Source organism: Novosphingobium sp. ERN07 (assembly GCF_012641335.1).
Taxonomy (GTDB): Bacteria; Pseudomonadota; Alphaproteobacteria; order Sphingomonadales; family Sphingomonadaceae; genus Novosphingobium.
The window spans coordinates 18210-38908 of record NZ_JABAID010000026.1 but is presented as its reverse complement, the minus strand read 5'-3'; the positions used below and the strand labels follow the sequence as shown (position 1 = coordinate 38908).

18 protein-coding genes and 1 pseudogene are annotated in these 20699 nt (G+C 59.9%); 1 reads left to right on the top strand and 18 read right to left on the bottom strand.

All coding sequences use genetic code 11. From position 1 onward, the window contains the following. Positions 1-212 precede the first annotated feature (212 nt). From HGI47_RS20150 to cyoA, 18 genes and pseudogenes are all read right to left on the bottom strand, one after another. Positions 213-1940 (bottom strand): hypothetical protein, encoded by a 1728-nt coding sequence (locus tag HGI47_RS20150; RefSeq protein WP_168854570.1) that lies wholly within the window; start codon positions 1938-1940, stop codon positions 213-215. A gap of 3 nt (positions 1941-1943) precedes the next feature. After that, entirely contained in the window at positions 1944-3029 is a 1086-nt protein-coding gene (locus HGI47_RS20145) for a chemotaxis response regulator protein-glutamate methylesterase (protein WP_168854569.1), read from the bottom strand. Beyond that, complete coding sequence (locus HGI47_RS20140; RefSeq protein WP_240950328.1) at positions 3030-3893, bottom strand: protein-glutamate O-methyltransferase; 864 nt, start codon at positions 3891-3893, stop codon at positions 3030-3032. Positions 3894-3933: 40 nt separating this feature from the next. Further along, entirely contained in the window at positions 3934-5868 is a 1935-nt protein-coding gene (locus HGI47_RS20135; protein WP_168854567.1) for a methyl-accepting chemotaxis protein, read from the bottom strand. Between the two features lie 66 nt (positions 5869-5934). Then, a complete protein-coding gene (locus HGI47_RS20130) occupies positions 5935-6438 on the bottom strand; it encodes a chemotaxis protein CheW (RefSeq protein ID WP_168854566.1) in 504 nt (167 codons plus the stop codon). Next, the gene (locus tag HGI47_RS20125) at positions 6435-8288 is read right to left on the bottom strand and encodes a methyl-accepting chemotaxis protein (protein ID WP_370521807.1); all 1854 of its coding nucleotides are present in this window, start codon (positions 8286-8288) and stop codon (positions 6435-6437) included. Before HGI47_RS20125 ends, HGI47_RS20130 begins: the two co-directional genes overlap by 4 nt. A gap of 21 nt (positions 8289-8309) precedes the next feature. Next, positions 8310-8465, bottom strand: a pseudogene (locus HGI47_RS22955) (hypothetical protein); the annotation flags it as partial. A gap of 332 nt (positions 8466-8797) precedes the next feature. Beyond that, positions 8798-9325: a chemotaxis protein CheW gene (locus HGI47_RS20120; protein ID WP_168854564.1), complete on the bottom strand. Its 528-nt coding sequence runs from the start codon at positions 9323-9325 to the stop codon at positions 8798-8800. A 4-nt stretch (positions 9326-9329) separates the two neighbouring features. Then, positions 9330-11366, bottom strand: coding sequence for a chemotaxis protein CheA (locus HGI47_RS20115; RefSeq protein WP_168854563.1), 2037 nt, complete (start codon positions 11364-11366; stop codon positions 9330-9332). Then, positions 11363-11728 (bottom strand): response regulator, encoded by a 366-nt coding sequence (locus HGI47_RS20110; RefSeq protein ID WP_370521806.1) that lies wholly within the window; start codon positions 11726-11728, stop codon positions 11363-11365. The genes HGI47_RS20115 and HGI47_RS20110 overlap by 4 nt, the downstream gene beginning before the upstream one ends. Continuing rightward, positions 11725-12027 carry an STAS domain-containing protein gene (locus HGI47_RS20105; RefSeq protein WP_168854562.1) on the bottom strand — a complete coding sequence of 101 codons (303 nt, stop codon included), beginning with the start codon at positions 12025-12027 and terminating at the stop codon, positions 11725-11727. The genes HGI47_RS20110 and HGI47_RS20105 overlap by 4 nt, the downstream gene beginning before the upstream one ends. Positions 12028-12459: 432 nt before the next feature. After that, the gene (locus HGI47_RS20100) at positions 12460-12999 is read right to left on the bottom strand and encodes a response regulator transcription factor (protein ID WP_168854561.1); all 540 of its coding nucleotides are present in this window, start codon (positions 12997-12999) and stop codon (positions 12460-12462) included. Continuing rightward, entirely contained in the window at positions 12996-14288 is a 1293-nt protein-coding gene (locus tag HGI47_RS20095; RefSeq protein ID WP_240950327.1) for an ATP-binding protein, read from the bottom strand. Before HGI47_RS20095 ends, HGI47_RS20100 begins: the two co-directional genes overlap by 4 nt. Then, positions 14285-14938 (bottom strand): SURF1 family protein, encoded by a 654-nt coding sequence (locus HGI47_RS20090; RefSeq protein ID WP_240950326.1) that lies wholly within the window; start codon positions 14936-14938, stop codon positions 14285-14287. The genes HGI47_RS20095 and HGI47_RS20090 overlap by 4 nt, the downstream gene beginning before the upstream one ends. Before the next feature lie 59 nt (positions 14939-14997). Beyond that, positions 14998-15366: a cytochrome o ubiquinol oxidase subunit IV gene (gene cyoD, locus HGI47_RS20085; RefSeq protein ID WP_168854559.1), complete on the bottom strand. Its 369-nt coding sequence runs from the start codon at positions 15364-15366 to the stop codon at positions 14998-15000. Further along, positions 15363-15992 carry a cytochrome o ubiquinol oxidase subunit III gene (cyoC, locus tag HGI47_RS20080; RefSeq protein WP_168854558.1) on the bottom strand — a complete coding sequence of 210 codons (630 nt, stop codon included), beginning with the start codon at positions 15990-15992 and terminating at the stop codon, positions 15363-15365. The genes cyoD and cyoC overlap by 4 nt, the downstream gene beginning before the upstream one ends. After that, the gene (gene cyoB / locus HGI47_RS20075) at positions 15989-18001 is read right to left on the bottom strand and encodes a cytochrome o ubiquinol oxidase subunit I (protein WP_168854557.1); all 2013 of its coding nucleotides are present in this window, start codon (positions 17999-18001) and stop codon (positions 15989-15991) included. The genes cyoC and cyoB overlap by 4 nt, the downstream gene beginning before the upstream one ends. Before the next feature lie 17 nt (positions 18002-18018). Further along, the gene (gene cyoA / locus HGI47_RS20070; RefSeq protein WP_168854556.1) at positions 18019-19236 is read right to left on the bottom strand and encodes a ubiquinol oxidase subunit II; all 1218 of its coding nucleotides are present in this window, start codon (positions 19234-19236) and stop codon (positions 18019-18021) included. 128 nt (positions 19237-19364) lie between these two features. Between cyoA and HGI47_RS20065 the strand changes: the two genes are divergently transcribed. Next, positions 19365-20666 carry an MFS transporter gene (locus HGI47_RS20065; RefSeq protein ID WP_168854555.1) on the top strand — a complete coding sequence of 434 codons (1302 nt, stop codon included), beginning with the start codon at positions 19365-19367 and terminating at the stop codon, positions 20664-20666. The last annotated feature ends 33 nt before the right edge of the window (positions 20667-20699 follow it).

Sequence of the window (20699 nt, the reverse complement as noted above, 5' to 3'; positions counted from 1 at the left end):
GCAATGCCCACCAGCCCGCTCAAATGCCCGCACTCGACCCGTCAAACACAAAACCGGTCAGCGTGCCGCCAAAGTCGCGGTTATTGCGGGTGTCCAGATCATAATGTGGCGGCAAACCAGTGAGACGGATAATTACATCGCCTACGCTGCTTGTTGCGCCGCAGGTCAGGATACACTCTCCTCACGGTAATATCACCATATATTATTTGAATTCAGAACAAACCATCATCATCTTCTTCGGATCGATCTTTAGAAATTTCAACTTTTCCAGTTATAATTTTTTGAATGTATTCCGGAATACAAGAATTATGCACATCTCGTTCATCATTCATTGTATAATTTCGTGAAATTAGATCAAAAATTGATTGTAATTTTGGAACAAAATTATCAATCATTTCTAATTCATAAGAAAAATCAATTTTAAATTTGGACGATATTACATCGAAATGTAGAGATTCATTTAGAATTTTTTCAAGATTTTTTATAGCAATATTTAGGGATGAATGTACGTTTGCGGATTCTTCTTCAACAGCGTTGAGCGCAGTTACAGTTCGATCGTCGCACAGACGGATGACTTCGAGAAAGTGAGATATTTGGTCTGCTAAATTAATAGCTTTGGCGCGCTTTGAGTCCATCTGTGAAGAGGTTTCGAGCAAGGCGGCTTCCGCCTTAGAAATTCTAGACACAATCTGGTCAAGTCGCTCAACATAAGTTCTAATTTCATTTGCAACGATCATGATCGGCTTTCCAAACTGACCGATGTTTCTGCAGCTTAGGCCAATATTTATGGCCATGTTCCGCACTTCCAACCGCAGTTCAGTGATAGCTGCCATCTTCGCGGCGACATCATCGACCGTAGTCAGGATATGCTCGAGCGTGGCACTGCCTTGGCGATCTGCTTGGCTCAATTGGATGATCATGCCTTCCGCCTCGGCAATTCCACTCTCAAGCAATGCAAGAAAGCCTTGGCCCTTTTCGCTGCGACCGGGTTCTTGCAGAGCGTTCAACTGCCCCGACGTATCTTTGAGCCTGTGCAGGGAGGCGAGAAGTGATCGTGCATCCTGACTAAACTCAGCGGCCGCCGCAGTCGTCAGCGCCCCCAGTAAAGGCAGAATGTGCTGTTGCGTCAGATCGACAAAAGCTTTGTCTTCACCCCCTGACGTTGCGGCATCTTCAATGATGTGGCAGCCGAGCATAACGTGTTCAAGCCGTTGCCGAACTCTATCCCCGATCTGGATAGTGCCCAAGGCCAGCCCCAGTTCACTTCTGATCGCCATTGCGACAGTATTGGTGGATTGCGCGAGCCGGACCAAACCTCCTTGGTGCTTCTTCAGCGCTTCGGCATCTCGCATCAGCCGGTCAGGGACCTGAGGTACGACCTTTGCGCATTCATTGACAAGCAACGCATCGTCACGGCTCATCTCGCAAAGGCTGATCTCGAGTTGTTCAAGCGTCTCGTCGAGGCTTCGGACTTCGCCGCCGGCCGCATTGAGCTTGCCACGCATGCGGTCAGCAAACTCCGTGAACTCGGCAGCGCCCGATGCCGTGATCTTCACGTTCATACCGTAGATTTCAAGCACCTGTATGCAGCGCAGGATTTCGCCGACACAAGAACGCAGAGTTAAGCTGCTATCCCGAATCTCTACAATAGCGCAGGCGCGGGTATCAGCTTGGTCTTTGACTGTTAGAAGGGCTTCAGCGGCGCCCATAAGATCGTCCACGGCGCTGGCGGCCTCGCCGACGTCGAAGACGCCAGCAATTTCCCGGAGCGCGGTTACCACTTGGTCGATGGTTGTTACCGCATCGCCAAGCGCCAGACTTGCAGCGTCGAAATGAATGGTGAGCGCATTGATGATTTCGGCGAGTTGAGTGCGCGCTGCCGCAACAATGGATCGGCAGTCCTGCTGTTCCAGCACTTCGTGGCTGTTGCGTACCAGCATCGGTCAGCGAGCCGTTGCCTGGAGAATTTCCCTGGCGATCGAGCCAAGAGGAATTACCTTGTCTGCAGCACCGCGCGCGATCGCTTCTTTTGGCATTCCGAACACGATCGAGGATTCTTCATCCTGCGCAAGTGTGCGTGCTCCGCCCTCGTGCATTTCGAGCAAACCTCGGGCGCCATCGTCTCCCATGCCGGTCATGATGACGCCAACGGCGTTTGAACCGGCGCAGCGCGCGGCCGAGCGGAAAAGCACGTCGACGGAAGGGCGATGGCGTGAGACTAGCGGCCCCTCACGCACCGACACGAGATATCGCGCGCCCTGCCGTTCGAGCATGGTGTGCTTGCCTCCTGGCGCGATAAGGACATGGCCACGCATGACGGTATCCCCGTCTTCCGCTTCTTTTACGCTCACTTCGCACAGCGAATTGAGGCGGGATGCGAAGGCCCGGGTAAAGCGTTCCGGCATGTGCTGTACCACAACGATCCCGGGGGAATTGGCGGGTAGAGCTTCAAGCACCTCACGCAAGGCTTCCGTTCCGCCAGTGGAGGCACCGATGCACACGACCATCTCGGTGGTGCGGCTCATGGCCCTTCCACTGGGCGGTGGCAGAACCGCGTCCGCCGTAAGCTTGGCCTGCGGTACGAGACGCGGCGGGGCAAGTTTGCGGGCCTGAACCCGCGCCCTTGCCGCGCCCTTGACCACCTGCCGGATCGCAGCGCGCGCTTCGGTGAGGTGATCCGCAACACCGATCCGCGGCTTCAGGATGATGTCCACCGCTCCGGCCTCGAGAGCCTGCATCAGGGTTTCGGAGCCTTGCTCAGTCAGCGAGGAGCACATGACAACTGGCAGCGGGCACTGGGTCATCAACTTGCGCAGGAACGTGATGCCGTCCATCCGGGGCATTTCGACATCGAGCGTGATGACATCCGGGATATGCGACTGGATGATCCGCGCCGCCGCGAAGGGATCGGCGGCCGTACCGATGACCTCGATCTCGCTGTCTTCTTCGAGAATGGCTTTCATGGTCTGACGAACACTTGCGCTGTCGTCGACGATGAGAACCCTGATCTTCCTGGTCGCCAGTGCCATCTAGTCTCTCCGGAACACGGTGCCTGCCACTTGCGTGAGGCAGTGGGCGAACCCGGTAATGGATTCGGAGTGGCCGAGGAACAGATAGCCGCCGGGCCGCAACCTCTCGCAGAGGCGGTTCACCACTGCTTCCTGCGTCGCCTTGTCGAAATAGATCAGGACGTTGCGACAGAAGATGATGTCCATGAGTGTGTCCAGCGGATAACGCGCTTCCATCAGGTTCAGTCGCCCGAATGCCACCTTGCGCCGAAGTTCAGGCACGATCCGGACTTCCGCGCGGCCGGGGCTTTTCGACTCCAGTACATAACGCCGACGCAAATGATCAGGCACAGGCGCGATCATTTCGCTCGAGTAGATTCCCTTTATTGCGGTGGCGAGAACCTCGGTATCGAGATCGGTGGCGACAATTTGATAGTCGATCCCGCGGTGTTGCCCTGCAAACTCGTCGAGCAGCATGGCAAGCGTATAGGGTTCAGCACCGGTTGAGCAGGCGGCGCTCCAGCAGCGAACCATGCGTTGACGGTTTTCGGCGAATTCAGGCAGCACGGTTTCGAGCAGGACGTCGAAGTGCATAGGCTCGCGGAAAAAATCCGTCTTGTTGGTCGTAACGGCGTTAATCAAGTGTTCGATCTCGCTCTGACTGACGCCAGGGCTGAGGACGAGATCGCAGTATTCCCGAATGGTGGCGAAGCCAGCCGATCGCGCACGGCGCCGGAGCCGCCCTTCAAGCATGGTCTGTTTGCTCGGCTTGAGGTTTATGCCCGCCTCGGCATGGATCAGTGCCGCCAACGCTTTGAATTGCTGGTTGCCTATCCGGTCAGTATCGGAAGCCGCATCGAAGCTGGTGTAGGTCATGTCGTTCATGGTGTGACCAGTTTACGAGAGTGCCAAGCGGCAGCGATCTTTATGCCGCGCGCCCGAAATTGCCGTCCTCGGAATCTCCGCCGCCGTTCGTCAGGTCGAGCGCAAAGCCGGCTGCCCGCTGCTGCTGGTGGGTCACGGAGTTGGGCCGGACCGGAGCCACGGCAGATCGGCTTTTGGAAGCAGCGCGGGATGGCTTTGCGGCATTCGCCTTGCGCGGCGGCGCACTGCGTGCCCGCACGGCAGGCGTCGCAGCAGTATCGAGCTGGAAGAAAGCCATAGCTTCCTGAAGCTCATCTGCCCGTGATGCCAGAGAATCCGATGTCGAGGAGATTTGGTCCGAAGCGCTCGCGTTCTGTTGGGTTACTTTGTCGAGTTGCTGGATCGCCTCATTGATCTGAGAGGCGCCAATATCCTGCTCGCGACACGCTGCACTGATTTCAGAGACGAGTTCTGCCGTGCGGCGGATATCAGGAACCAGCTTGCCGAGCATCTCGCCCGCTTCGCTCGCCGCCTTTACGGTGTCAGCCGAAACAGAGACGATCTCGGCAGCCGCGCTCTGGCTGCGTTCGGCGAGTTTTCGAACCTCCGATGCGACCACGGCAAAGCCCTTGCCGTGTTCGCCGGCCCGGGCCGCCTCGACTGCCGCGTTAAGCGCCAGCAGGTCGGTCTGGCGGGCGATTTCCTGGACGATGCTGATCTTCTCGGCAATCGTGCGCATCGCGCTAACAGCCTTGTCGACAGCAATGCCCGACAATTCGGCGTCCTTCGACGACTGGCGCGCAATCTTCTCGGTCTGTGCTGCGTTGTCAGCGTTCTGCTTGATGTTCGCGGCCATCTGTTCCATCGAGGCTGAAGCCTCTTCCGCAGAGGCGGCCTGTTCGGTCGCGCCTTCGGAAAGCTGCTGCGAGCTGGCGGCCATCTGGGTGCTGCCATCCGCCACATCCGTTGCCGCCTGGCTCACGTTGCTGGCGAATGCCCGCAAGTTGTCAACCAAGGCGTTGATGGCATCGCGCATTTTTTTGTGATCGCCCCGGCATTCTATCTCGACACGCTCGCCAAGGTCGCCAGCGCCCAGCTTGGCCAGAATACGGTTGCCTTCCTCGATCGGGAGGAGCGTCGCATCGAGCATGCCGTTTATGCCACTGATGAGGCTGGAAAAATCACCAACGAAGCGGAGGTCGTCGCCGCGTTCACTCAGTTTGCCTTCAGTCGCCGCAACAATCAAACCCTGAATTTCAGATGTGATAGCGCGCAAATTTGCGCGAAGCGTTTCAATGGTTTCGTTGATGAAGGCCTTCTTGCCCGGGAACTGTTCGAGCGGGGCGTCAAAGTTGCCTTCACCAAATGCCTTGACGCAAGCCATCGCCTTCTTCTTCACCGCGATGTGGCCGGAAACCATATCGTTGATGCCCCGTGCCATGACGGCAAAATCACCCTGAAAAGCGGTGTCATCGACCATGATGTCGATATCGCCACGGTCGTGCTCGGCGGACATGCGATTCATCTGTGCGATCAGGCCAGTCAGGTTTTCGCGCAGTGTCTCGATTGTGTGATTGATGAACGCCTTCTTGCCTGCAAATTGTTCGAGCGGAGCCTTGAAGTTGCCCTCGCTGATCTCCTTCACGCAGGCCATGGCCTTCTTCTTGACCGTGATGTGTGCGCTGACCAGATCGTTGATCTCTCGAGCCATATTGGCAAAATGGCCTGAAAAATTGTTTGGCTGGACCACTACATCGATATCGCCGCGCTCGTGCTCGGCAGACATGTGGGAGACCGCCTTGGCCAGCTCGATCGAGGGCTGGAGTGCCTTGTCGAGCAACCTGTTGATGGCTTCAGATACCACGCGCGTCATTGCATTGCCCACATGGCTGCTGAGGCGATCGGCGTATCTTCCGCTGTCCATCGCCGCTTCAATGCGGGAAATTTCGTCGAGAACCAGGCTGGCAGATACAGTGGCAAAGGGGTTGAGCGACATATCCGGTCCCATCTTTATTCCGATACCGGGTGGCGACTTTGGGGTCGTCAGTTCCGGTGAGTTGCTTCAGGCTTCAATCAACTGCGATTCCTCACCAGCCATCGCTGGTTCTTGGGTGGTAAAGATGCGGGCAGCGTCGATGATCACGGCAAAGTCGCTTTCGCGCCGCACAACGCCGGTGATGTATTGAGACTTCCAGCGCACGCCGATGTCGGGTGCAGGTTCGATCTGCGCTGCGTTGTAGCTGCTGACGCTGAGTACGCGATCAATCACGACCCCCAGGGTGAGCCTGCGATCGGGCAGTAAGATGTCGAGAATCAAAATGCGCGTCGCGAGCGTCGGTTCAACCGCCTCCAACCCCAAGCGCCGCCGCAGGTCCACGGTTGGAACGCCTTGACCGCGCACATCGGTCAGCCCCGCAAAATATGAAGGGCCATTAGGCACATGAGCGGGCGGCGCATAATCGAGAATCTCGCGAACGAGCTGGACAGGGACAGCAAAGACTTCGCTGCCGAGGCCGAACTCGACGACCTGAAGCTCGTCTACCTGGAGTTCGCCTTGGCCGCTCATGCCGCGCGTCCGAAATCGGCATCTTCAGGGTCGGCTCCCCCGTCGGTCAGGTTAAGCGCGAAGCCGGCAACCCTCTCCCTCTGATCTGCCACGGAATTGCGCTTTGGCACCGGGGGTTTGGCCCGCCGGGTGACAGGCGTGTTATGAGATACCGGTGCTGCTTTACGCAGCGCAGGCCTGCCCATGCTGCTGGCCCCTCCGGCGGATTCGACTCTGAAGAACGAAATCGCCTGCTGCAACTCATCAGCCTGAGAAGCCAGTTCCTCGGATGTAGAGGAAATCTGGTCAGAAGCGCTAGCGTTCTGCTGGGTAACCTTGTCGAGTTGCTGGATCGCTTCATTGATCTGCGAAGCCCCGATATCCTGTTCGCGACAAGCGGCGCTGATCTCGGTCACCAATTCGGCTGTGCGGCGGATGTCGGGAACAAGCTTGGCGAGCATTTCACCGGCGTCGGCTGCAACTTTCACCGTGTTCGCGGAAACGGCACTGATTTCCGCAGCGGCAGTCTGGCTTCGCTCGGCAAGCTTGCGCACTTCAGAGGCGACGACAGCAAAGCCTTTGCCATGCTCACCCGCCCGCGCCGCTTCGACGGCAGCATTGAGCGCCAGCAGATCGGTCTGACGCGCGATTTCCTGAACGATGCTGATTTTCTCGGCAATCGTGCGCATGGCATTTACGGCTTGTTCCACCGCTTGCCCGGAAAGCTCGGCATCCTTCGACGACTGGCGCGCGATCTTCTCGGTCTGGGCGGCGTTGTCGGCGTTCTGCTTGATGTTCGCAGCCATCTCCTCCATCGATGCCGAGGCTTCTTCGGCTGATGCCGCCTGCTCGGTGGCTCCCTGCGCCACCTGTTCGGAGCTTGCGGCGAGCTGGCGGCTTCCTGTGGAGACGTTTTCAGCCGCAACGGACGTGCTGCCAACCACCTCACACAACCGCTCGATCATGCTGGCAAGGGCCGTGCCGAGCTGGTCCTCAGCCGAGAGCGGGGTATGGCGGACGGTCAGATCACCGTCGGCAATCCTGTCGGCCACACTTGCGCTGGTGCTCAGGTTGTCAATGAGCTCGTTGATGGCATCGCGCATGCGCTGATGATCGCCGTGGCAGTCGATCTCCACCCGTTCGCCAAGGTTGCCCCGGCTGATCTGGCTCAACACACGATTGCCTTCGTTGATCGGCTTTATGGTGGCATCAAGCATCCCGTTGATGCCCGAGACGAGCTTCGCAAAGTCGCCGACAAAGCGCCCGGCTTCGCCGCGTTCGCCAAGCCGGCCGGCGGTGGAGGCTTCGATCAACCGCTGGATTTCCGCCGTGATCTCGCGAAGGTTGCCGCGCAGGGTTTCGATGGTGTCGTTGATGAAAGCTTTCTTGCCTGGGAACTGTTCCAGCGGGGCATTGAAGTCCCCTTCGCCGAACGCCTTGACACAGGCCATGGCCTTCTTCTTGACGGTGATATGGCCAGCAACCATCTGGTTGATGCCACGCGCCATCGTGCCGAAATCGCCCAGGAACCGGGCATCGTTGACCATGATGTCGATGTCGCCGCGATCGTGTTCGGCGGACATGTGGTTAAGCTCGGCGATCAAGCCGACAAGATTGCTGCGCAGGGTTTCAATTGTCTCGTTGATGAAGGCTTTCTTGCCGGGAAACTGTTCCAGCGGAGCCTTGAAGTTGCCCTCGCCAAGCTCCTTGATACAGGCCATCGCCTTTTTCTTCACGGCGATATGGCCCGCGACCATCCCATTGATACCGCGTGCCATCAATCCGAATTCGCCAGGGAACTTGCCGTCGTCGACCACCACGTCGATGTCACCGCGATCATGCTCGGCAGACATGTGGTTCATTTCGGCAATCAGGCCGGCAAGACTGCCACGCAGGGTCTCGATCGTGTCGTTGATGAAAGCCTTCTTGCCGGGGAACTGTTCCAGCGGGGCGGAGAAATTGCCGCGGCTGAACTCCGCCACGCAGGCCATAGCCTTCTTCTTTACCGAGATGTGGGCGTTCACCAGATCGTTGATGCTTTGAGCCATTTCCCGGAACCGCCCCGCAAACTGGTCTGCGGGGATAAAAACGTCGATATCCCCCCGGTCATGCTGAGCCGTCATGGCGCTGATCTGCCCGGCGAGAGCCTCCACCGGCTTGCCAGCGGTCTCAAGCAGCCGGTTGAAAGCTTCGATGATGGCGCGGGTCGATGAATTGGCGGACCCTGCCTCAAGGCGCAGCGAAAGGTCGCCCCCAGATGCCAACGCGGCCTCGACGCGTGCGATTTCGCCAAGGACATGATCCTCGGAAACCTGCGAGAACAACCTGAACGGCATTGGCCCTTACCCCTTCCCGAAAGATGCAGATGAAGCGGCCAGCGTCACGCTGCGCACGCCATTGATCGAAAGATTTCCTGGAGGTCGGGCAGCACGATTATGCAGTCTGGCTGTCGCACGAACTCGCGCACGAATTCGCGTTTCCAGCGGATTCCCAGAACCGGTGGTTCATTGCTGTCACGTTGATCGAGAATGGCGACTTCGTGGACCTTGTCGGCGCGCAGTCCGATCTGGATCAGCTCGCTGTCGAGCTCGGTCTCGATGACCACGATACGGTGATCAGCGGCAGCGGGCGACACCGATCCGCCTTCGGCACTTTCCCCGGAGTGATCCGCTACTTCCGCGGCCATGCCGAAAACAACCCTGAGGTCGGCAATCGGAATGATCTTGCCGCGGAAGTTTACGACGCTGGAAACGATGTTCGGCGCTCCAGGCACGCACGTTTCCGGAAGCAGGTCGAGGATCTCGCGGATATTCACCGCTTCGATCGCAAGACGTTCACCGCCGATGTCGAAGGTGAGAACCTCGAGCTGGCCGTTTTCGTCCCAACTGGTTGCGCTGAAATGTTGCATGGCGCTATCCTGCGGCACGGAGCCGCTCCTCCCGGTTCTGCCCCAGAGCTACGAGTTGAACGACGTCGAGAATGAGCGCGACGCCACCATCGCCAAGGATGGTGGCGCCCGAGAAGCTGGGGATCGAGCGGTGCAGGCTCGACATCGATTTTATCACCGTCTGGTGACTGCCGATGATCTGGTCGACCACTAGGCCGACACGTTCTCCTCCCGAGGTAATCACGACGATTTTCTGGAAGGGATCGGGCCGCGTGCCCGTGCTAAACAGCTCACGCAGCCTCAGGAAGGGCACCAGCCTCTCACGCAGTTGGATCATGCTGCGCCCGCGGGAGCGGATGTCCGTCTCAAGACTGAGTTCAATGCATTCCTCGACCGCCGACAGCGGAATGACGTAGTTCCCGCAACCGACACGAACCAGCAGACCGTCGATGATGGCGAGGGTGAGCGGTATGCGCAGAGTGATGATCGAGCCCTTGCCCGGTTCGGAGGTTAAGTCGATCTGTCCGCGCAAGCCTTCAATTGTGCGCTTGACGACATCCATACCAACCCCACGGCCCGATAGATTGGTCACTTGCGCAGCAGTCGAAAAGCCGGGTTCGAAGATCATCTGGAGAAGTTCGGCATCGGACAAGACTTGCCCTGCCTGCACAAGCCCACAGGCTTCGGCCTTTGCGCGAACTCTCTCGCGGTCCATGCCTCGCCCGTCGTCCTCGATCTTGATAAGAACCTCGCCCCCTGTCTGCCGCGCCGAGAGGCGGATCTGCCCTTCTGGCGATTTTCCTGCAGCAAGGCGCTCATCCTTCGTTTCAAGGCCATGATCGCAGGCGTTGCGGATTAGGTGGACGATAGGGTCGGCCAGCCTTTCTGACACGGTCTTGTCGATCTCGGTGCTCTCTCCATCGGTAACCAGATCGATCGTTTTGCCGGTTTCGCGCGCAAGGTCATGGACGAGCCGGCGGAAGCGCCCGAACAGCGAAGCGATCGGGACCATGCGCAGCACCATCATGGTATCGCGCAGTTCGTTGGCAAGGCGTTCGACTTCTTCCGAGATCGAGCGCAGCGCCAGTTCACCTGTCGGCCCAGAAATCCCGGCACTTGCTAGTTGTGCAAGGCGGCTCTGGACGATGACGAGTTCACCAACGCGGTCCATCAGCAGGTCGAGCCGCTCGGCGGGCACACGCACGCTTTCGCTGGCCGCCTTAGCAGGTCGGTTGCCTGCAGGTTCAGCCGATCCCGGCAAGAGTTGCGGCACAACAGCAGACCCATTTTCCGTGGTTACTGCATCCGCAGCGCCGTCAATCTCTGCAGGCAGCGTCTGCTCCGATCGTTCGATGACCAGTTCCATTTCGTCCATGACAAAAATGAACACGTCCTCGATTGCGTCGCGCGCAACCGTGGTCGGCAATTCGATATCCCAAGCCATATGGCATTGCATGGGATCGAGTTGATCGAGTGCAGGGATGTCCTGGGTGATCGCCGCGACCCGGGTGGCGCCCAGATCGCGCAGTTCGTCAAGCAGGACAAGTGGATTAGTGCCGTTGGCCATGGCTTCCACAGGAAGCCGGAAGTGGACGTTCCAAGGGCCGCCAGGTAGCTCGTCGCCGTCATGGTCCCCGCTGAGTTGCGAAGTTGAGGGCGCTATGCCAGCGTCATGCACCGGGGCAGGGCTTGCGCTGAGAGCGGCTTGCAGTCGCTTGAGAATGGCGGCGCTTTCAGCCTCAAGATCGCCGGCGTTGCACTCGACCAGCGCCCGCATGTGATCCATGGCAGAAAGCGTCACGGCAACGAGTTCTTCGGTGGCCTGGACCTGCCCTTTGCGAACGCGGTCAAACGCGCTCTCGCAATGGTGTGTGAAGCCCGCTAGCGCATCGAAGCCGAACATTGCGCCCGACCCCTTCAGTGTGTGCATGCCGCGAAATACGGTGTCGATCAGATCCCGGCTATCGAGCCTGTGCGTAAGATCGAGCAGCGCCTGCTCGGTCGTGTCCAGTAACTCCCCCGCTTCGATGCGGAACGCTGCCGCCGGATCCTGCCCGCTCATGCGCCAAGAACCTTTCGAGTTACCTTGAGAAGATGATCTGCAACGAAGGGCTTCACCAGCCACCCCGTCGCACCCGCTGTCTTGGCCTCCTGCTTCATCGCATCATCTGACTCGGTCGTCAGAAAGATGATCGGCGTGCCTGCCTGAATAGGCAGCTTGCGAATCTCGCGGATCATCTCAAGCCCATTCATGTTCGGCATGTTGAGGTCAGTGATGATCAGATCGAACTTGCTGCCGCGAGCTTTCGCAAGGCCTTCGGCACCATCGGAAGCTTCGGCGACGTCATGCCCCGCTCCAGACAGCGCAATTCGAATGGCCATGCGGATGCTGGAAGAATCGTCTACAGTGAGGATGGATGTCACTGGACATCTCCCTTGAGCCAGAAATCGTCGATGCCTGCGGGATCGCCGGCCAAAATGCCGGCACGGTCGAGTAACGCAGCAAGCGACGCGGTAGCCGGGGCGGTCAGCCGAATGCGCTTACCTTCGGTGGCCGCAAACTTCCGCGCGGCCTCTATGAGTTGAAGGAAGCTTAGGTCTGCCTCTGCAACCTGTGAGACATCGAGCTCCAGGTCGTCATGGAGCTGGAATGCTTCGAGCAGCGTGGTGCGTATGCCCTCGATCGCTCGTATGTTTGCGCTTTCGCCAAAGACGACAACCATCTGCTCTTCCCGACCAAGAATTCAGGAAGGCTTCTACCGCCTAGGTGTAACGGCTCGTTTTAAAACGATTAGTGGATTCCGCGTAGGGTGGCCTGGCCTGCCGTCCGCCGCTGCTGATGCAATAGCGTCAACCCCGCTTGTCAACACAGACTCTGCCGCCGTTGCACGGGCATTTCCCGTTCGTTTGTTTCGCGCGATGTAGGCCCGACAACTCCAGATTTATCTAGTGGCGCGCCATACCAGATGAAGGTGAGAACTGGGAAGTTAGGATTTCACTGGTGTCCTGATCATAGAAACGAAGTAAGGGCGTGGCTGACCGGGTGCGGGACGATGCGGCCATTTACCATAGAGGTAGTGAGGGGCAGGTTTCAGGCAAACAGTTGCAGTTCGACCGACATTTTAGGTTGAATCTGGAGCGGAATGATCAACCTTCTAAACTCGTCGCTTCTCCAGCTTCCTCGCCAATGTGCGGCGGTGCATGCCGAGGCGGCGGGCAGCTTCGGATATGTTGAAATCGCATTCGACCAAGGCCGTGTGGATGTATTCCCATTCCACGGTTTTGATCGAACTCTTGCGCCCGTCGACCGGCACATTGGCATCACCGCTGGTGCGTTCGAAGGCCTGTTCGATGTCATCGGAATTGGCGGGCTTGGCAAGATAGTGCGCTGCGCCCAGCTTGATCGCTTCGACCGCAGTGGCAATGCTGGCAAAGCCGGTCAGCACCACGATGCGCGTTTGCGGATCGTGGGCGTTGATCATCTCGACGCAAGGCAAGCCCGATGCCGTGCCAAGCTTCAGGTCGACTACGGCATACTCAAACTCATGCGTCGCCAGCAGGGCGACAAGCTGATCCGGGCTGGCGGCGTGGGAGACGGCATAGCCGCGGCGTTCGAACGAGCGCGAGAGGGTGCGCGCGAAGGCGGGATCGTCCTCGACGATTACGAGTGACGGGGCATTTTGCGTTTCGCTCATGCAGCGGCACTCCGGCGATAAGCCAGCGCGGTGAGCGGCAAGGTCATGCGCACCAGCGCACCGCCATCGGCGGAATTGCCGACCTCTACTTTGCCGCCAAGCTTGCGCAGCACGTTGACCACGAGGAACAGTCCAAGGCCGCCGCCCGCACGGCCCTTGGTCGAGGAATAGGGACGCCCGAAGGCCTCAAGCATTTCGGGCGCAAAGCCGGGGCCGCGGTCGCGCACCGCGATGACTGCGTCGTCGGCCTCGATCGACGCAGAAAGAAGGGCGAAGTGCGGCGAGACTTCGAGCGCATTGTCGATCACGTTGCCGATGACCTGCCGCAGCGCCGGGTCCGAAACGATATCTGGGTCATCGTCAGTGATCCGGTTATCCAGCAGCACCGTGCCGCCGCTTCGCACGTGCCATTCGTGCGCGATGGCCTGCACGAATGCGCTCAGGGTGGTGACTTCGGGCTTCTCGCCACGCGCTTCGCCCGCAGACTGGAGAATGCCGGTGACAATCGCCTTGCAGCGGTGCAGTTCAGTCGCCATTTCATCGACCTCTGCGGCAAGGTCGGGATTTTGCGTCAGCGCGGGATGCTGTTTCCAGTCCCCCAGCAGCACCGAGATCGTTGCGAGCGGGGTGCCGAGTTCATGCGCCGCGCCCGACGCTAGCAGCCCCATGCGCACGATGTGGTGTTCCTCGGCCGCCTGTTGGCGCAGCGCCGCCAGCGCGGCATCGCTTTGCCGCCGGTTGCGGTCGATGCGGATGACGAAGAAGACCAGCAACGCGGCAATCAGCAGGAAGCATAGCAGGCTGCCCAGCAGGTAAATTTGCATCGGTTCGCTGGCAAAGGGGGCTGGAAGATCAAGCGGTCGATGGTCAAAGGTCAGCTCGGCAAAGGCTGCGACCGAAAGTGCCGCCACGATCCAGCTCCAGCTCGGCGGCAGCAGGATCGCGCCGATGACGATCTGCAGCAGAAAAAGGAAGGCGAAAGGGTTCGTGGTGCCGCCGCTGAACCACAGTTGCCATGCCAGCGAACCGACATCGAGCATCAGCGCAGCCAGCAGCTCAAGGTGGCTGTAGCCTTCGCGTTCACGCCCCATGATCCACGTGGCAAGGTTCACCAGCGCCAGCAGCACCGGAAGGGCGATGAGGTGCGCAAGCGGCAGGCGCACGCCAAGCATTTCAACCGTTGCCCAGATCGTGATCAACTGGCCGACCACCGCCATCCAGCGCAGCTGTACCAGCAACGCCATGTTGCGGGCACTCGCTGGCGGGAAATGGGGTGCGCGGTTGCTCATGCTGGCCTTCGCCATAGCATGATTGCAGCGCCTGCGGACAGGATCGAAAGAGCTGCCCATGTCAACGCGTAGGCGAGATGATTGTTGGGAAAGTTGATAATGGTGAGGCCGGGTATCGGTGCGCTGGGAGAGGAAGGGGCTTCGGTAATAGCATCGATGAACAGGCGCGGGTCGGCTGAGACGCTCTTGCTTACCGCAATTTGTGCCACATCGCGCGAGTACCAGCGATTTTCGGTTGGGCGGTTGGCACGCAGGAAGCCACCGCCGGGTTCGGTGCGGCGCAGAAGGCCAGTGATGAAGACTGGGCCGGTCGGGGTGTCCTGCCGCACGTCCAGAAGCTTGCTACCCAGAGGCACGAAGCCGCGATTGACGTAGACTGTGCGAGCGGCACCGCTCACCGGGGTTAGCACCCAGTATCCGCTGCCGCGCGTCGACGCGCCCGCAACCAGCACGGTGCCTTGCGCGTCGTAACGCCCGTTCAGCGAAACCCGCCGGTATTCCAGACTGACAAGGTCGCTAGCGGGTAACCGCTTCACTGGCAGAGGAGAGGCCCTCATCCCGGCTTCGACGCGAGCGATGAGCGCCTCTTTCCATTGGAGGCGCTGCACTTGCCAGACTGCAAGGGCAACGCAAAGCACCGTAAGCGACATAAGCAAAGCGTAGAGGGCAACCGGTCGTCCGGCAACGGGCTTCGCTGCCGACTCCATTGTCAGGGCAACTCCGGCATGTCGTGGCTCATCGGCATCATGTTGGTGTTGAGGTGGTGCATCACCCAAAAGGAGCCGGACAGCACGATCACGACAAGCACCACGGTGAATAGCAGCGCCAGCATGTTCCACCCGCCTTCGGACTTGGTATTCATGTGCAGGAAGAAGATCATGTGCACCACGATCTGCACGGCGGCAAAGATCACCACTATCCCGCCGGTCAGCGCCTTGTTGCCCAGAGGATCGGCCATGACCAGCCAGAACGGGATCGCGGTGAGCACCACAGAGAGGACGAAACCGATGACATAATCGCGCATCGTGCCGTGGGCGGCACCATCTTCGCCAGCATGAACGTCGTGTGCAGCGCTCATCGCAGCATCCCCAGCAGATAGACGAAGGTGAAGACGCCGATCCACACGACGTCGAGGAAGTGCCAGAACAGGCTGAGGCACATAAGCCGTCGCTGGTTGGCCGCAACCAGCCCGCGCTGGCCGACCTGCACTACCAGCACACCCAGCCATATCAGGCCGAAGGTAACGTGCAGTCCGTGCGTGCCGACCAGCGTGAAGAAAGCCGAAAGGAACGCGCTGCGCTGCGGCGTTGCGCCTTCGTGGATCAGGTGGGCGAATTCATAGAGTTCGATCGAAAGAAACGCCGCGCCGAACAGGCCGGTGACCAGTAGCCAGCCTTGCACCGCTTTCACGTTGCCGCGCTGCATCGCCAGCATGGCAAAGCCATAAGTGATCGACGAGAACAGCAGCATCGCGGTATTGAGCGCGACCAGCGGCAGGTCGAACAGGTCTTTCGGCCCCGGCCCTGCCGCGTAGTTTCCGCCCACCACGCCAAATGCCGCGAACAGCATCGCGAAGATCAGGCAGTCACTCATCAGGTAAATCCAGAAGCCGAGCAGCGTGCTGCCCCCTTCGGGATGATCGTGCTCATCAAGGTCGTACCAGTTGGCGAGGTCTGCCGACGGCACGTTCGCGGGGGCGCTCATGCCGCTGCTCCTGCAAGGGCGAGTTCGCGCGTGCGCGCTGCTTCTGTTTCGATCACGGTTTCCACCGGGATATGGAAATCGCGCCTATAGTTGAAGGTGTGGGCAATCGCGGTGATCAGCAGCGCGGCGAAGCCGACGGCTGCGAGCCACCACACGTGCCAGATCAGCGCGAAACCGCAGACAGTGCTGAGCCCCGCCAGGATGACGCCTGCGCCGGTGTTCTTGGGCATGTGGATCGGGCGGAAGCCTTCGAGCGGACGGCCAACGCCTGCGCGCTTCATGCCAGTCCAGGCGTCAAGATCGTGCACGACCGGCGTGAACGCGAAATTGTAGGCAGGCGGCGGCGAACTGGTCGCCCATTCCAGCGTGCGCGCGTTCCACGGATCGCCGGTCAGATCGCGGTTCTGGTCACGCCGGATGATCGAGACGGCATACTGCAACAGCATCGCCGCAATGCCGATGGCGATAACCCCTGCCCCGATGGCGGCGATGACGAACCAGATCTGCAGCGAAGGATCGTCGAACACGCGCAACCGGCGGGTCACGCCCATCAGGCCCATCGCATAGAGCGGCGTGAAGGCCAGCCAGAAGCCCACGACCCAGCACCAGAAGCTGACCTTGCCCCAGAACGGCTCCAGCTTGAACCCGAAGGCCTTGGGCCACCAGTAGTTGATCGCCGCGAAGACGCCGAACACCACACCGCCGATGATAACGTTGTGGAAGTGCGCGATCAGGAACAGCGAATTGTGCAGCACGAAGTCAGCCGGCGGCACAGCCAGCAGCACCCCGGTCATCCCGCCGATCACGAACGTGAGCATGAAGGCCAGCGTCCACATCATCGGCAGATCAAACCGGATGCGCGCGCGGTACATCGTGAACAGCCAGTTGAAGAGTTTGGCCCCGGTGGGGATCGAGATGACCATCGTGGTGATCCCGAAGAAGCTGTTGACGCTCGCCCCCGATCCCATCGTGAAGAAGTGGTGCAGCCACACAACGTAGGACAGGATGGTGATGACCACCGTGGCATAGACCATCGAGGAATAGCCGAAGAGCTTCTTGCCGCTGAAAGTGGCGGTCACTTCCGAAAACACGCCGAACACCGGAAGGACGAGGATATAGACCTCAGGGTGGCCCCAGATCCAGATCAGGTTCACATACATCATCGGCGATCCGCCGAAGTCGTTGGTGAAGAAGTTGGTGCCGACATAGCGGTCGAGCGTGAGCAGGACGAGGACGGCGGTGAGCACCGGAAAGGACGCCACGATCAGCACGTTGGTGCACAGCGATGTCCAGGTGAACACCGGCATTTTCATCATCGTCATGCCCGGCGCGCGCAGCTTCACGATGGTCGCGATCAAGTTTATGCCCGATAACGTAGTGCCCACGCCCGCGATCTGCAGCGCCCAGATATAGTAGTCCACGCCCACGCCGGGGCTGTAGGACAGGCCCGAGAGCGGCGGATAGGCCAGCCATCCGGTCTGCGCGAATTCGCCGATGAACAGCGATGCCATCACCAGCATCGCGCCCGCCGTGGTCATCCAGAAGCTGAAGTTGTTGAGGAACGGGAACGAAACGTCCCGCGCGCCGATCTGCAACGGCACGACGTAGTTCATAAGGCCCGTGACGAAGGGCATCGCCACGAAGAAGATCATGATCACACCGTGCGCGGTGAATATCTGGTCGTAATGGTGCGCATTCAGGTATCCTTCGGACCCGTTGAACGCCATCGCCTGCTGGATGCGCATCATGATCGCATCGGCAAAGCCGCGCAGGAACATGACGAGGCCGAGGATCATGTACATGATCCCGATCTTCTTGTGGTCCACGCTGGTGAACCACTCGTGCCAGAGATAGCCCCAGAGCTTGAAATACGTCAGCGCGCCAACAAGGGCCGCACCGCCCACTGCAACGGCGGCAAATGTGGCGACGATGATCGGCTCGTGCAGCGGCAGCGCTTCCAGCGAAAGCTTGCCGAACAGGAAGGACCAGTGCTGGTCTGCGGAAGTCATGGGATCGGTTCCGATGTTCAGGACGCGGAATTGGGGGTGGCGATGGCAAATTTGGTGGTGCCGGGCGCGGCGGCAGGTGAAGCTCCGGGCCAGACAAGCCCCGCGCCGCGCAGGGTGGCGGTGCTGACCGGCGCCTTCACTTCCATGCCGGGCGCGGTCATCGGGCGATTGTCGGCGCAGTAGGCCTTGATGAACACCTGATCGGCCTCGGTCAGCATACCCGGCAGAACGGTATTCACCTCCTCACGCCCGAACTTGTCATAGCTGAGCGCGGCAAGGTTCCAGCGGCCCGCATTGCCCATCCCGCCACGCGCATCGAGCGCCATCATCTGGCTCATGCACATCTTGCCGGGACGCACGCAAAGGTTGACCACGGCATCGAAAAGATCGGGCGCGACGGACGCGTAATGCCGCACCGGCTCCTTCTCGCTCGGCTTTTCAAGGTTCAGGTAGGCTGCGCGATCAAGATTGCCTGCCCCCTTGCGCACGTCCTGCGCCCACCGCGCAAAGTTCGCCTCGTCCACCCCGCGCAGGGCAAAGTGCATGTGCGAAAAGCCCGCGCCGCTGTAGTTGGCGGAAAAGCCTTCGTACTGCCCCGCCTTGTTCAGCACGGCGTGCAGCTTGGTCTCCATCCCCGGCATCGCATAGATCTGCCCCGCCAGCGCCGGCGCATAGAACGAATTCATCACTGCTGACGACGAGATGCGGAACCGCAAGGGGCGGTCCACCGGCACCACCAGTTCGTTCACTGTGGCAATCTGCTGTTCGGGATAGATGAACAGCCATTTCCAGTTGAGCGCCACGACCTGCACTTCCAGCGGCTTGGCACTCGCAGGCACATCGCGGGCCTGATCGATCCGGCCAATGGTGCGATAGGGATCGAGCAGGTGCGTGCCGACCCACGTGACCGCCCCCAGCGCAATGATGATCAGCAGCGGCGCCGACCAGATCACCAGTTCCAACTGCGTCGAGTGCGACCATTCGGGATCATAGTCCGGCGCATCGTTCGCCGCGCGATACTTCCACGCGAAGAACACCGTCAGCGCCATGACCGGCACGATGATCAGCAGCATGAGCCAGGTGGAGATCACTACCAGATCGGCCTGCTGCCGGGCCACATCCCCCAACGGGTTCAGCACCACCCAGTCGCAACCGCCAAGCAGCGAAGTGAGGGGAAGCAGGGCCAGCGCCAGCAGCAGCTTGCGAAACGGGGGAGGGGCGGGTTCGGTGTCCATCACGCACACGCAGTTAGGCGCGTGGGCGAGTCCCTCCGATAGGACATTTTGTCCAATCCCTTTGATCCAGATCAAGGACGATAGGGACAAACTGTGTCGCGCCCGCATTGACCGGAGAATCAGATCGCATGTTCGCTGCCGTAATCGACGCTCCAGAAGCCGAAGACGCCAGCTCCGGCGTATCGCCCGGCGAAATCGCCATTGGCGTGATCATCGGCCGGACGTCGGAATTCTTCGATTTCTTCGTCTATGCCATCGCATCGGTTCTGGTGTTTCCCGGCTTCTTTTTTCCGTTCGTCGATGCGCTGACGGGCACGCTCTATTCGTTCATCGTCTTCGCGCTGGCCTTTGTTGCGCGGCCGTTCGGGTCGTTTGCTTTCATGGCGATCGACCGCGCCTATGGCCGGGGTGCGAAGCTGACGATTGCGCTGTTCCTGCTGGGCGGATCGACCGCCGCCATCGCCTTCCTCCCCAGCTATGCCGATGCCGGAGCATGGGCGATTGGATTGCTGGCCCTGTTCCGCATGGGGCAGGGATTTGCCCTTGGTGGCACGTGGGACGGCCTTGCTTCGCTGCTGGCGCTGAACGCACCCGAAGGCAGGCGCGGATGGTACGCGATGATCCCCCAGCTTGGCGCGCCGCTCGGTCTGATCGTGGCGAGCCTGCTGTTCGCGTTCTTTACCTCGTCGCTACCCGCCGCCGACTTTCTCGACTGGGGCTGGCGCTTCCCGTTCTTCGTCGCCTTTGCGATCAACGTGGTGGCGCTGTTCGCGCGGCTGCGACTGGTCGTCACGCCGGAATTCCAGCGGCTTTACGAAACGCGTGACCTTCAGCCAGAGCGGGTTGGTATTACCCTGCGCCGCGAATGGAAGACCATCGTGATCGGCGCTTTCGCTCCGCTTGCCAGCTTCGCGCTGTTCCACATGGTCACCGTTTTTCCGCTGTCGTGGGTGTTCCTGTTCACCAAGGAAGCACCGACCCGCTTCCTCGTGATCGAGGCCGCCGCCGCCGCCTTGGGGGTTGCCGCCATCGTAACGTCGGGACGGCTAGCCGACCGCTACGGCCGCCGCCAGTTGTTGGGGGCTTCTGCCGCTGTCATTGCCGTATTCAGCGGCTTTGCCCCGCAATTGCTGGCGCTGGGCGAAGGCGGCGAGATCGTGTTCATGCTGTCGGGCTTCGTGCTGCTCGGCCTTGCCTTCGGGCAATCGTCGGGCGCGGTTTCCTCGAACTTTGCCACGCAGAACCGCTATACCGGCTCTGCCATCACCAGCGATCTTGCCTGGCTATTCGGCGCGGGCTTTGCCCCGCTGGTGGCGCTGTGGCTTTCAGCCAACTTCGGCCTGCTTGCATCGGGCGGCTATCTGCTCTCGGGCGCTGTGGCGACGATGGCCGCGCTGTGGTTCAACAACGAACTGGGCCGCAACGGGTGATACTTCAAAGGACATGACAGGGCGGGCAAACCC